The sequence below is a fragment of the Citricoccus muralis genome (genome assembly GCF_029637705.1).
GTDB lineage: Bacteria > Actinomycetota > Actinomycetes > Actinomycetales > Micrococcaceae > CmP2.
Genome location: NZ_CP121252.1, coordinates 1,464,219 through 1,476,930, shown reverse-complemented (window position 1 = coordinate 1,476,930; position 12,712 = coordinate 1,464,219). Strand labels below are relative to the sequence as shown.

Annotated in this window: 16 protein-coding genes; 1 reads left to right on the top strand and 15 read right to left on the bottom strand. The window is 60.5% G+C overall.

The genetic code is table 11. The features are described 5' to 3' along the window. The first annotated feature begins 4 nt into the window (after positions 1 to 4). Positions 5 to 1,249: a beta-ketoacyl-ACP synthase II gene (gene fabF / locus P8192_RS06750; protein WP_278159513.1), complete on the top strand. Its 1,245-nt coding sequence runs from the start codon at positions 5 to 7 to the stop codon at positions 1,247 to 1,249. Between the two features lie 118 nt (positions 1,250 to 1,367). On the opposite strand, the gene P8192_RS06745 is transcribed toward fabF, so the two are convergent. From P8192_RS06745 to P8192_RS06675, 15 genes are all read right to left on the bottom strand, one after another. Beyond that, positions 1,368 to 1,871: a DUF3145 domain-containing protein gene (locus P8192_RS06745; protein WP_270105504.1), complete on the bottom strand. Its 504-nt coding sequence runs from the start codon at positions 1,869 to 1,871 to the stop codon at positions 1,368 to 1,370. A gap of 155 nt (positions 1,872 to 2,026) precedes the next feature. After that, positions 2,027 to 3,037 (bottom strand): tyrosine recombinase XerC, encoded by a 1,011-nt coding sequence (locus tag P8192_RS06740; protein ID WP_278159511.1) that lies wholly within the window; start codon positions 3,035 to 3,037, stop codon positions 2,027 to 2,029. A gap of 47 nt (positions 3,038 to 3,084) precedes the next feature. After that, positions 3,085 to 4,266 carry a DNA-processing protein DprA gene (dprA, locus tag P8192_RS06735; protein ID WP_278159509.1) on the bottom strand — a complete coding sequence of 394 codons (1,182 nt, stop codon included), beginning with the start codon at positions 4,264 to 4,266 and terminating at the stop codon, positions 3,085 to 3,087. After that, positions 4,263 to 5,867, bottom strand: a complete 1,605-nt coding sequence (locus tag P8192_RS06730) for a YifB family Mg chelatase-like AAA ATPase (protein WP_278159508.1) — start codon at positions 5,865 to 5,867, stop codon at positions 4,263 to 4,265. The genes dprA and P8192_RS06730 overlap by 4 nt, the downstream gene beginning before the upstream one ends. Beyond that, on the bottom strand, positions 5,860 to 6,270 hold the full coding sequence (locus P8192_RS06725; protein ID WP_270105508.1) for a YraN family protein: 411 nt from the start codon (positions 6,268 to 6,270) through the stop codon (positions 5,860 to 5,862). Before P8192_RS06725 ends, P8192_RS06730 begins: the two co-directional genes overlap by 8 nt. A gap of 110 nt (positions 6,271 to 6,380) precedes the next feature. Next, on the bottom strand, positions 6,381 to 6,719 hold the full coding sequence (locus tag P8192_RS06720) for a DUF2469 domain-containing protein (RefSeq protein WP_270107586.1): 339 nt from the start codon (positions 6,717 to 6,719) through the stop codon (positions 6,381 to 6,383). A 12-nt stretch (positions 6,720 to 6,731) separates the two neighbouring features. After that, complete coding sequence (locus P8192_RS06715) at positions 6,732 to 7,442, bottom strand: ribonuclease HII (RefSeq protein WP_278159506.1); 711 nt, start codon at positions 7,440 to 7,442, stop codon at positions 6,732 to 6,734. Next, on the bottom strand, positions 7,439 to 8,200 hold the full coding sequence (lepB, locus tag P8192_RS06710) for a signal peptidase I (protein WP_278159505.1): 762 nt from the start codon (positions 8,198 to 8,200) through the stop codon (positions 7,439 to 7,441). Before lepB (P8192_RS06710) ends, P8192_RS06715 begins: the two co-directional genes overlap by 4 nt. A gap of 10 nt (positions 8,201 to 8,210) precedes the next feature. Beyond that, positions 8,211 to 8,756 carry a signal peptidase I gene (gene lepB, locus P8192_RS06705; protein WP_431521152.1) on the bottom strand — a complete coding sequence of 182 codons (546 nt, stop codon included), beginning with the start codon at positions 8,754 to 8,756 and terminating at the stop codon, positions 8,211 to 8,213. A 146-nt stretch (positions 8,757 to 8,902) separates the two neighbouring features. Further along, positions 8,903 to 9,253, bottom strand: a complete 351-nt coding sequence (gene rplS, locus P8192_RS06700) for a 50S ribosomal protein L19 (RefSeq protein ID WP_270105512.1) — start codon at positions 9,251 to 9,253, stop codon at positions 8,903 to 8,905. A gap of 239 nt (positions 9,254 to 9,492) precedes the next feature. Further along, complete coding sequence (gene trmD / locus P8192_RS06695) at positions 9,493 to 10,179, bottom strand: tRNA (guanosine(37)-N1)-methyltransferase TrmD (RefSeq protein ID WP_278159501.1); 687 nt, start codon at positions 10,177 to 10,179, stop codon at positions 9,493 to 9,495. Next, positions 10,176 to 10,772, bottom strand: coding sequence for a ribosome maturation factor RimM (gene rimM / locus P8192_RS06690; protein ID WP_278159499.1), 597 nt, complete (start codon positions 10,770 to 10,772; stop codon positions 10,176 to 10,178). Before rimM ends, trmD begins: the two co-directional genes overlap by 4 nt. 114 nt (positions 10,773 to 10,886) lie before the next feature. Then, the gene (locus tag P8192_RS06685; protein ID WP_270107587.1) at positions 10,887 to 11,126 is read right to left on the bottom strand and encodes an RNA-binding protein; all 240 of its coding nucleotides are present in this window, start codon (positions 11,124 to 11,126) and stop codon (positions 10,887 to 10,889) included. 2 nt (positions 11,127 to 11,128) lie between these two features. After that, complete coding sequence (gene rpsP / locus P8192_RS06680; RefSeq protein ID WP_278159496.1) at positions 11,129 to 11,569, bottom strand: 30S ribosomal protein S16; 441 nt, start codon at positions 11,567 to 11,569, stop codon at positions 11,129 to 11,131. Positions 11,570 to 11,743: 174 nt separating this feature from the next. Next, positions 11,744 to 12,628, bottom strand: coding sequence for a VOC family protein (locus tag P8192_RS06675; RefSeq protein ID WP_278159494.1), 885 nt, complete (start codon positions 12,626 to 12,628; stop codon positions 11,744 to 11,746). Between the last annotated feature and the right edge of the window lie 84 nt (positions 12,629 to 12,712).

The window sequence follows — 12,712 nt, the reverse complement described above, 5'->3', positions numbered from 1 at the left end:
CTGCATGACTCGCAAAGCCGTCATTACCGGTCTCGGCGCCACCACCCCGATCGGCGCTGACGTCCCCACCTTCTGGCAAAACGCGCTCCAGGGCGTTTCGGGTGCCCGTCCGTTAGAGCAGGAATGGGTGGCCGAGTACGAGCTTCCCGTCCGATTCGCCGCGCAGCTCGCGGAAGCCCCCGGCGAGAAACTCTCTCGGGTTGAGCTCAAGCGCATGGACCCCACCACCCAGTACGGCGTGATTGCCGCTCGTGAGGCCTGGGCCGACGCCGGCCTCAGCGAAGACGCCGTGGAAGCAGAACGACTGACGGTCTCGTTCGGCACCGGCATCGGTGGCGTGTGGACGCTGCTCGATGGCTGGGACACCCTCCGTAACAAGGGGCCTCGTCGTGTGCTCCCCATGACCGTGCCTATGCTCATGCCTAACGGGCCTGCTGCAGCTATCTCGCTGGATCTCGGTGCCCGCGGTGGAGCACGCACTCCTGTCTCTGCATGCGCCTCCGGCACCGAAGCTCTGGATATGGCCCGTCGCCTCATCGAAAACGGTGAAGCCGATGTGGTGATCTCCGGCGGCACGGAAGCGGCCATCCACCCGCTGCCGATCGCTGCCTTTGCCGCCATGCAGGCGCTGTCCAAGCGTAACGACGACCCTCAAGCAGCATCGCGCCCCTACGACAAAGACCGCGACGGTTTCGTGCTCGGCGAGGGCGCCGGCGCGTTGATCATCGAGTCCGAGGAACACGCTCGGGCCCGCGGCGCCCGGATCTACGGTGAGCTCGCCGGTACCGCAGTTACTTCCGATTCTTTCCATATCACCGCGCCCGATGACGAGGGTCTAGGCGCCGCCCGGGCTCTGCGTCAGGCGCTGAGCGTCGCCGGTGCTGAACCCACCGACGTAGTCCATGTGAACGCTCACGCCACCTCTACCCCGGTCGGTGACCGTCCGGAGTACGTGGCAATGAAGAGCGTCTTCGGCGATCACGTGGACAACATCGCCGTCTCGGCCACCAAGTCGCAGACCGGTCACCTCCTGGGGGCATCCGGTGCCATCGAGTCGATCCTCACCGTGCTGGCTCTGCACGAAGGCAAGGCTCCGTTGACCATCAACCTCGACCACCAGGACCCGGAGATCCCGCTGGACGTCGTCACGGGTACCCCGCGCGCACTTCCCGAGGGACAGAAGGTCGCCATCAGCAATTCATTCGGATTTGGCGGTCACAACTCGGTGGCCGTGTTCCGGAGCGTCTGACTCTCGATTTCGCATACAGAGGCGGGGCGGATCAGGTTGTGTTTCCTGATCCGCCCCGCCTCTGTCTATCGGGTGTGCCGAGGTCGCTGTCGTTGAGGGAGACGCGAAATCTAGACGACTAGCCGACCTGGTGCAACCAGCGCACGGGGGCGCCGTCGGCAGCCTGGCGGAAGGGTTCTAGTTCGTCGTCCCATGCTTCTCCCAATGCCAAGCTCAGTTCATGGAAGATGGCGGAAGGATCGCCGGCACCCTGCTCATAGGCAAAGCGAATGCGGTCTTCAGACACCATGATGTTGCCGCCAACGTCCGTGGTGGCCTGGAAGATGCCGAGCTCGGGGGTGTGTGACCACCGGGAGCCATCGCAGCCTGCGCTAGCTTCTTCGGTGATCTCGTACCGAAGGTGGGCCCAGCCGCGCAACGAGGACGCGAGCTGCGCACCACTGCCGGGCGCGGCAATCCAGTGGATTTCGGCACGATACGTACCCGGGGCCGCCGGCTGGAGCGACCACTCCAACTGGTCCTGGGCACCAAGAACAGCGCTGACCGCCCACTCGATATGTGGGCACAGCGCTGCAGGGGCTGAGTGGATGTATAGGATTCCACGAGCCATTGCGTCAGACATATGATCCTCCCTCAACTGCGCGGTATGTCTTCCCCAACATCCCCGCATTGATCAGGAGGTCTTACGTTCATCACCATTATGCACGATAGCTGGCAGCAACGCACCACGAGGCACGCACCTGCCGGTGTCCGTGTTCGATTCAGGTCCTCCGTGCTTCAGGCTCGTGGATGCGCTTGGGTATACCCGCGTCGTAAACGCTCGATCGACACATGGGTATAGAGCTGTGTGGTCTGCAGCGAGGAATGTCCTAGAATTTCCTGCACCGAACGCAGATCCGCCCCGCCGTCGAGTAGATGGGTGGCCGCGGTATGGCGGAAAACGTGCGGCCCCCGGGCCGAGGTATCTCCGAGCTCCGCCAAGACATCATTGACGACGTCCCGCACCTGACGAACACCGATGCGTCCGCCTCGTTTTCCTAAGAACAGCGCATCCGGCGGAGTATGTTCGGCACGGACCAGTAGCGGGCGGCCGCGTTCCGTCCACGAGGTCACGGCATTCACTGCCGGCCGGTTGATGGGCACCACACGTTCTTTGTCGCCTTTACCGATGACCGTAACCTTGCCATCGACTGAGTCAACACTCGAGAGATTCATTCCGACAAGTTCACCGACACGGATGCCCGAGGCGTAAAGCAGTTCAAGCATGGCCAAATCGCGCAGGGCAAGTGCGGCCCGTATCTGGTCCTCCCCCTCGTCCTGCCCCTCCTGCGGAACAGACGTAGCCCGTGCGGCGGTGGCATCAAGTATGCGAGTCGTCTGAGCGGTCGTCAGTGTCGGAGGCAAGCGACTTTCTTTCCGGGGCGTCATCAGTTTGGCGGATGGATCCGTGTCAATGAGCCCTTCTCGACGCGCCCAGCGCAGGAATCCGCGTACACTGGCAGTCTTCCGTGCCACGGTGGCACGTGAGACTCCTCGTCGATTCAACTCGGCCAGCCATGCACGCAGGTCCTGAAGTGTCAGCGAACCAAGCTGTGGCTCAGGAGCTTCGTTCTTGGTTGCCAGATCAGGGGTAGCAATATCCAGCAACAGGCCGCGGACGTCACTCCGATAGGCACGAACAGTCTGTTCCGATCGATGCTGTTCGTGCCGCAAGTACGCGACGAAATCTTCGATCCACTCTTCGTCACGTAACGCCAGGAGCGGCCCCGACTGATCCGGCTGTGTCATCTTTTCAGTGTGTCATGTTGACGAGGCGAAGGCGGCTCAACACCGCTTCAGGCCACGATCTTTCGCCACCCACTGGCGACTTTTTCGCTGCGTCCAGCCCGTTGCAGACGGACCAGTTGACGCATCACCTCCCCCGCCGAACTGCCCGTGATCGAACAGAGCTTATCTATGGTGGTACCGGATCGTACCGGCAGGGCTTCAAAAATCATCCGAGCTTGATCAGAGAGCCCATCGAGCACCGAACCTGACTCGTCGGACCCGTGCAGTTCCACAGCAACTGGAAGATCCTCGTCCCAACCCACCAGGTCGGCTAAGTCGCTCTCATCAGCGATCAATTGCGCCGGAGTCTCTCGCAAGAGACGGTGGCAGCCCGTTGACGAAGCCGAATCGACAGGACCGGGCACCGCACCCACTTCCCTCCCTAATTCCAGTGCATGACCGGCCGTATTTTGCGCACCGGAGCGCCAGCGAGCTTCAACGACCAGCGTTGCCGTCGACAAGGACGCCAGGAGTCGATTCCGGTGGAGAAAGCGATAGCGGTTCGGCCTGAATCCCGGTGGCAGTTCGGACAACACGGTGCCGCGCTCAGCAATCTGTTCCAAAAGACGATGATTACCCGCGGGATAGAACTGATCCAGGCCGCCGGCGAGCACAGCAAGCGTTGGCATATATTCTCCTGTGCCATGGTCTAGTGCGGCGCGGTGGGCTGCCGCATCGATTCCATAGGCGCCGCCGGAGGCCACACAGAAGTGATGGGCGGCCAGCCATCGCACAAAGCGTTGCGTCGCGTGGGTGCCGTAGTTCGTCGCTTCCCGGCTTCCCACGATGGCAATGGTCTTTGTCGACGACGGAACCTCAGGCCGACCGATCCACCAGAGCCCCAATGGTTTCTGGGGTCCTAAATCATCGAGTGCTACGGGCCATTCTGGGTCTTCTGGGATGAGTAGTCCGCCACCCATCGAGGTGATTCGATCCAGGGCTCGTTCCGGATTGACGTACGATTTCTTCCGTTGCCATCTGCCGAGGGCATCCCGGAATTTTCCTGCATGTTCCCCCAATGACTGCCACTCCGCTCCTAAGGGATGATCATTTCTGAGAATGACATCGAGGGTTCTCGCCGGTCCCCAGCGGTCTACCAGAACCGAACCATAAGTATCAGCTGGTTCAATCACCTGGGTCAGTGCGGCGCGGGCGATGCGGATGGATTTATCGTTGCCTGCCTGGGTCATGATCCGTTCCTCAGTCGTTCGCGTTGCATTCGTAGATTCATGGCCGTATCAATTTCATCTGCGTCTGGCCAGTCACGACCGTCTAGGTCTGCCAGGGTCCACGCAAGCCGGAGTACACGTGCGTATCCGCGCGCCGTCATCTCACCACGATCCAATGCGCCGTCCAGCGCGGTCAACGCCTTCGGTTGGAGTCTCAGTCTCGGGTGTTTGAGCAGCGTGCCCGTCAGTTCCATGTTTCTCTCGACGCCGAGCGGATTCAGCCGTTCTCGTTGCCGGTCCACTGCTTGTTGGACCCGTGCAAGCACGTGGGCTGAGGTTTCTCCGGCATCTGGTCCCGTCACCTCGCTGGCAGTGACTCGTGGAACGACGACCTGAATATCGATCCTGTCGAGCAATGGTCCGGAGAGTCGTGAGGTATACCGTCGGCGTTGTAGTGACGTGCAATCGCACCGACGCCCGGTTCCGTCGTCCCAGCCGCATGGGCATGGATTGCTGGCGAGAACCAACTGGAATGAAGCGGGATAGGTCACCGAGCTAATGGAACGGTGCAATTCGACGTGTCGCGATTCCAATGGCTGTCGTAATGCGTCCAAGACACGACGGTCGAACTCTGGCGCTTCGTCCAGGAAAAGCACGCCGCCGTGTGCCAACGACACGGCTCCCGGGCGAGCCATCCCGCTGCCACCCCCAATGATCGATGCCATTGTCGAAGAATGGTGGGGCGCTTGGAAAGGTGCCGTGCGCACCAAAGACGAGACGCTTCCTCCGGGCGACGCAACAGACCGCAATGCAGTAGCTTCCAATGCCGTACGGTCGGATAGTTCAGGAAGGATACTTGGGAGACGCTCGGCGAGCATGGTTTTCCCTGCTCCAGGTGGCCCTTCCAGCATCAGATGGTGTCCCCCGGCTGCGGCTATTTCTAAGGCGAATCGTGCTTCGTGCTGGCCAACTACGTCGGATAAATCCAGCGTAGGGCGCGGCACAACGCTATCGACCATCGCCGGTCGTTTTATCTCGTCTGTCTTAACGGTGGCACGAGCGAATCCGCCGAACGCGCGAATCACTTCAGAGAGATGTCGGAATGCCTGTACGTGTGCTCCCGGAACCATGCGCGCTTCTCGTGCAGATTCTTCCGAGACGATGATCTCGGTGAACCCGTGCGCAACACTCGTCATCACAGCCGGCAGGATTCCAGGTGCGTGGCGCAATGCGCCGTCCAAGCCCAAGGCGGCGAGAAAAACGGGGCGTGATTCGCCTTCGATGCGGCAATCGGCTGCCAGCGCTGCCATAGCGATACCCAGGTCGAACACGGACCCGCGCTTATGCAGACTCGCTGGAATGAGGTTCACCGTAAGGTGGCGACGGGTCAGTTCCTGGCCGGAATTGCGTGCAGCCGACCTGATCCTATCTTTGGCTTCTTGCAATGATTGATCCGGTAGTCCCAAAAGGGTAAACCCTGGCAATGACTGCCCAATGTCGGCCTCGATTTCCACGATCGAGCCTGACATCCCGGACAGCGCCACGGAGTGGGCTCTACCGAGACGAGTGGGTTGGTCGTCGATAATGACCGTGCTGATGTCCCCGAGCAGGCTCTCATCCATGACCCACGTCCCGTCGGATCTCAATTACGGAACCACTGGGTGTGTCCAGAGTCAAGGCAATGACATCGACTCGACGACGCGCCCGCAGCCAAGCGGGCCGCTGAGTGTGCACCCAGCAAAGGAGCAAGCGCTCTATCCGGCGAAGTTTCTCCGGTGTCACCGATTCTGCGGGATGACCGTAGTCGTGACTACGCCGGGTCTTGACCTCCACGGCCACCACGGCGCCGCTCTCGACACAGATCAAGTCAAGCTCGCCGTCGTGGCCACGCCAATTTCGGGCAAGAACCAGATATCCTCGCGAGCGCAGGACCCCTACAGCCCATTCCTCGCCGTCTCGCCCCAGACGTTGCCGGGCTATTCCCGATGTAGATCCGGTTGATGTGAACGCTGTCGTTGTTTTCATCGCTACCTCCGCATTCAGTCTCGAATGCGGGAAGCGAACTCTACCGATCTGCTATTGCGGGTTGGGGATGTAGAACCGTCTACGTCATCGTGTGGAGGAGTCGGCTCTCATTAGGACTGCGGCGTTGACGGACCGTCAGGAAGAGACAGATCGTTCAGGTCCGTCCCAGCGCTGAGCTCTTCGACGTTGATGTCCTTGAAGCTCAGCACTTTCGCCCGCTTGATAAACCGGGAGGTGCGATAGATGTCCCAGACCCAAGCGTCTTCCATTTCGATCTCAAAGTACACGTCCGAGGCTTCGGCGTGAGTCGTGACTTTGACCTCGTTGGCGAGGTAGAAACGACGGTCTGTTTCAACGACGTAGCGGAACAGGGTCACGACATCCCGATACTCGCGATACAGCGTCAGCTCTTGTCCGGCCTCGTAGTCTTCGAGGTCGTCGCCGTTCATATCACTCATGATCTACAGCAAAGCTCCTTGGTTGGGGTTGTGGCCCCCGGTCAGGTTCCAGCTCCGACGATGGTACGAGGTGGGACCGTAGGTGAGCAACGCGTCACGATGAACAGCGGCACCGTATCCTTTGTTCTTCTTCCACCCGAATTCTGGATGTTGTTCGTCGAGTTCGGCCATCAACCGATCTCTTGCCACTTTGGCGAAAATGGCTGCGGCGGCCACGGATGCGCACTGGGCATCGGCCTTGATCTGAAGATGAATGTGATGCGGCAATGCAGGCATGTCCTGGACAAGTTGGTGCGGGGCACGGCTCAACCAGTTATCGCGCCCGTCGAGCAACAAGACGTCGGGGACTCGGCCGAGGCTGTTCACCAGTTGGGTCCAGGAACGACGAGCGGCCAGAGCTAACCCAGCGGAGATCCCATACTCATCGATTTCCTCTGCCGAGGCGTGATCTGCTGCAACCGCATCGCACCATTCCACGATTTTCGGTTCCAGCCCTTCGCGCCGAGTCGCCGAGAGCGCTTTGGAATCCCTGAGGCCTGTCATCGCTTCGGTGTCGAGGCTCACGGTGACGGCAGCGACACCAACAGTCACCGGACCGGCAAGGGCTCCACGGCCGACCTCGTCCATTCCGGCGATCACGAGTGGACCCGCCCCGCCGGCAAAACCGGCCAGGATCTCCTTCTCGACTTTTAGATCGGCGAGCAGCACCGTCATGGAGCCTCTGGGTCCGGGACGTCGGCGAAGACGTCATTGTTCGATCCAGCACTCCCCCAGCGGTTCAGAGGCCAGGCGATCACTTCGGCGCGCCCGGTTACGTCGTCAAGGCTCACGAAACCTTCGCCGGGACCATTCTGATGCGCACGCGAGTCCCCGGAGGCATCGCGGTGATCCCCCATCACCCACAAGTGTCCTTCCGGCACGGTGATGTCAAAGTCCGTCTCGGAACCGACCACGCCCGGGTACAAGTAGGCTTCCTCATCCAAGATCTGGCCATTGACGACGAGTGCTTGTGTTTCTTCGTCGACGGTGACATGGTCGCCAGGCATCCCGATGATTCGCTTGACGACATGCTGTTCTGACGAGTCTGGAGCGAGCCCAATCAGCTGGAGGGCATCGTGAAGAACATTGGAGTTGTCCTCCGCTGGCGGTAGCCACCCCTGAGTATCTTCAAAAACCACCACGTCGCCACGTTCCAGATCCCACACTCCGGGGACCATCAAGTTCACGAAAATGCGATCATTCACCTGCAGCGTCTGCTCCATCGATCCCGAGGGGATCACGAAGGCGCGGAACAGGAAGGTCTTGAACAGGAACGAAACGACGAGTGCAATGACGATAACGATGAGCAGTTCACGCACCATGGACCAGATTCGCCGGCCGAAACTGACCGGACGTTCATGGTGGTCGGAATCTGCCGGACCGCTCTGCGGTGCAGCAATATCATCGGATCGTTCAGAAGCGGAGGCAGACATCATCCCCACTCTACCTGGTGGAGAGGTAGCGTCCTCGAATCTTGGACTCTGGAATCATCCCACCTCCGGCGGATCCAAGAAGCGCCCTCGAGTCCTCGGAGGCATGACGATTATCTCCGAGCACGAAAACTCGGCCTTCAGGCACCGTCACGGTAAATCTATCCATGGAAGCACGGCCTGGAGGCGCTGGTTCGGCGAGGTACGGCTCCGACAAGGGTTCTCCATTGACGCGTAGCTGGCCGTTGGCTGTGCAGCATTCGACGGCGTCACCACCGACTCCGATCACGCGCTTCACCATGGCATGCGGATCTGCACGCAGGCCCAGGTCTTCTAGCATGTCATCGAGGAAGCGTTGCAGTGCCGTACGACTTTGGTACGGCGCGAAGCTTCCGGATGAGTCAAAAACCACGACATCGCCACGTTGAACGTTGTCGTTGTCGTAGGCGTGCGGATCGATCTCGATCCGGTCACCAACCACCAGCCCAGGCTGCATGGACTCGGAAGGGATGGTGTAGGTATTCACATACTCATCGCGGGTGATGAATACGACAGCCACGCCAATCAGGAGTGCTACGGCCGCGCAACTGATCCAGAATCCGGTTCGCCGCCACCACGCACGAGGCTCCGCCTCCCGAACGGGAGACGGAGCCTGAGCAGAAGAATCGCGTTGTTTCACAATCCTCCGGTGATCTTACGACGCAATCAGCCGTTGACGCGCTTCTCGCGGATGCGAGCAGCCTTGCCGTGACGATCACGCATGTAGTAGAGCTTCGCGCGACGCACGTCACCGCGGGTGACGAGCTCGATCTTCTCGATCACCGGGGAGTGAACCGGGAAGACACGCTCAACGCCAACACCGAACGACACCTTACGCACGGCGAAGGTCTCGCGGACGCCCGAGCCCTGGCGGCCCAGGACGTAGCCCTGGAAGACCTGAACACGGGAGGTCTTACCCTCGATGATGTTCACGTGGACTTTTACCGTGTCACCAGGGCGGAAGTCCGGAACGTCGTTACGCAGCGAAGCTGAATCCAGCTGATCCAAAATGTTCATGGAACTGTACTCCTAGCAGATGCCGCAGGTCACCCACATGGTCAACGGGCCCTTAAGCGGGTGATCCGTGGTGGAAGTCTCGATAAGGGACGGTCTCATCCGCCCATACCGTTCGTCCGCCTACAGCACGTACACCCCTGCGGCAGAACACGTACCCGGCAGACAACTTGTCCATTATGCCAGAAACCGGTGTCCGGCTTCCAGGTGGACGCCTCACTTCATGGTTCTCGTCCCGTAAATCAGCTCAGCAGGTCGGGGCGCCGCTGCTGCGTTCGCATGAGCTGTTGTTCGTGTCGCCAGGCAGCAATCTTGCCGTGGTCGCCCGACAGCAGGATTTCTGGGACCTGAGCACCCCGCCACTGCGACGGTTTCGTGTACACCGGGTATTCAAGGAGACCATCGGAATGGGACTCCTCGACCAATGAGTCCGGGTTTCCCACCACTCCGGGGACGAGTCGGCCTACGGCCTCGATCATGGCCAGAGCGGCCACTTCTCCCCCGTTGAGGACGTAATCTCCGAGTGACACCAATTCCACATCGCACACGTTGGTGGCCCATTCGAAGAACCGCTCGTCGATACCTTCGTAGCGACCACAGGCAAAGATGAGATGGTCATCCTGAGAAAGTCGTTGCGCATGGCCCTGGCTGAAAACCGCCCCCGACGGCGTCGGCACCAGGAGGCGAGGACGTGAATCGACCTCTTCAAGGATGTGCTCAATCGCCAACGCCCACGGCTCTGGTTTCATGACCATGCCGGCTCCGCCACCGTAGGGCGTGTCGTCCACGGTGCGATGCCGGTCGAAGGTGAAATCCCGCAGATCATGCACTCGGATATCGAGAAGGCCATCAGTTCGCGCTTTACCGATGAGAGAAATATCCAGCGCAGACAAGTACTCGGGAAAGATCGAGATGATGTCGATCCTCATCGTGTGGCCTCCGGCTCGTCCTCGTCGGTTTCTTGGAAGAGCTCCAGCAATCCGTCCGGCGGAGTCACGTAGACGATCCGCGATTCCTCGTCGATCTCGGGAACGATTTCTTCGACGAACGGTATCAGCGCGGTCTCGCCCGAGGTCAGCGCGATTTCGAGCAGGTCCTGGGCGTCGCCCGTGATCAGTCCGGTCACCCGGCCCAGTGGCTCCTCCCCCGCGTCGGGATGACGAACGGTGAAATCGAGCAGGTCGTCCTCGTACCAGCCGTCGTCTTCTGTGACTGTGGCTGGTGCAGCGAATAGTTGGGCATTGCGGTGCAGTTCGGCCGCGTTCCGATCAGAAAACTCTTCGAACCCGAGGACCAGGATGTGCTTGTTCCACCGAGCTCGCGAGACGGTCACGGTGCTGTGCGTTCCGGGAGAGCCCTCGCGTACCGACAACACTGCACCGGGCACGAAACGTTCTTCGGGCATATCCGTGAAGACTTGCACGGTGACATCGCCTTTGATGCCGTGCGGTTTTCCAATGCGTGCCACACGAACAAGTTCATCCTCGGAGGTTGAACCGCCGGCGTTGGCTGAGTCGGCCATGAAGGAATCCTCTCTCGGGAAGGTGTGCACCACGCTAGCGCATGCTGGTGGCAGACATGACGATGGCCCGCGATGATTGCTCATCACGGGCCATGATCGCCAAGCTGATGTGGGTTAGCGCCGACGATCAGTGTCGACAACGTCCACGCGAACGGGATGCCCAGCCAGGCTGTCCACCACCGTACGCAATGCCGAAGCGGTACGACCCTTGCGGCCAATCACACGGCCGAGGTCATCCGGGTGCACACGCACTTCCAGGAGCTCGCCTCGCCGATTGTTCCGCAGGTCCACCTGGACTTCCTCCGGTGAATCTACGATTCCACGGACGAGGTGCTCCAGCGCTTCTTGAAGCATGGTCACTCGGACTTCTCTTCAGTCTCGCCCTCAGCGGCAGCCTCGTCGGAAGCCGGTGCTTCTTCAGCGGCCGGTGTTTCTTCGGCCTTCGGGGTGATGGCCTCGGGAAGGATCACGGAGCCCTTTTCGGGAGCCACGAACTCTTCCTTGCCCTCGGGCTGCTGCAGGGTGCCTTCGGCGCCCGGCAGGCCCTTGAACTTCTGCCAGTCGCCGGTGACCTTCAGCAGTGCCAGCACCTGCTCGGTCGGCTGAGCGCCGACGGAGAGCCAGTACTGAGCACGATCAGACTTGATGTTGATGTAGGAGGGGTTCTCGGTCGGGTGGTAGTGCCCGATCTCCTCGATGTTGCGACCATCGCGCTTGGCACGAGAATCGGCAACGACGACGCGGTAGTGAGGTGCACGGATCTTGCCCATGCGCTTCAGACGAATCTTTACGGCCACTGGTGTGGTGCTCCTGGTTCTTGTTGGGGTGCAGCCCGCGAGCCTACCGTGGGGTTGGTGGCTCAAACCGGCCGCGCTACAGAATTACTGCCAGAGGATAGAGGGTCGCCCGCACAGCAATTCAGTACCGTCCTATTGTGCCAGATGCCCGCATCCGATGCGAACCCGACACACTCACGCGGCGGGCGCGTCAGCTTTCAGGCGCAGCAGGGTGTTCCACGGGTCCCGGGTTTCGATTCCGCCTGCGGTCGGCTCGACCACATAGCCGGCGGTGCGAAGGCGATCTTCAACGGCGCCCAGTCCTTCACCAGCGGGAAGCGTGATGTCCACACGCCCCAGCCCCAGGGTGTTGCGGCGCGGGCCTGCGCCGGTGGAGTTCCAGGTATTCATGGCCATGTGGTGGTGGTACCCGCCGGCAGAAACGAAGAGCGCCTGGGTGCCCAGCCCCGCGGTCTTGTCGAATCCGAGCACGTCTACGTAGAACTTCTCGGCGGTGGCAACATCGCCCACCTGCAGGTGCACGTGACCGATTTCTGCCGTCGACTGCTCGAGGTTCTGGAAGCGCTCTTCCGTGAGGTGGGTGTTCAGGTACTGGTCCCAGACCAGGTGCTCGGTCACCATGTGCACTTCCGACCCGTTCCACAGCCACTGATCGCGTGGACGATCCCAATACAGTTCAATGCCGTTGTTTTCCGGATCCTGGAAGTAGAAGGCTTCCGAAACGTGGTGGTCCGAGCTCCCAACGAAACGACTCGCGTCGTGACGCAACGCCTTGTAGACGACGGCCGCTAGGTCGGCCTGCGTGTCGAAGAGGAATGCCGTGTGGAACAGGCCAGCCTCGTTGCGATTCGGCAGCTTCAGACCGCGGGCCTCGTCAATGGCCAGCAACGGCTGACCGGCGCGACCAAGCACCACGTCCGGTCCATTCTGAGCGACGACCGTCAGCCCCAGGGCCTGCTCGTAATAATCCTGAAGGCTAGGGACGTCTTCACTCTTGAGAGTAACGATGCCCATGGAGAGTCCTGTGGGCAGAGAATCGATGTCTTGTGCACGGTTCATAATGAGTGTTTCCTGATCGCCTAGAGCGGATGTCATATTCTTCAGATTTGAACTATCTTGACATGTACAACTGTGGCCCTCGAC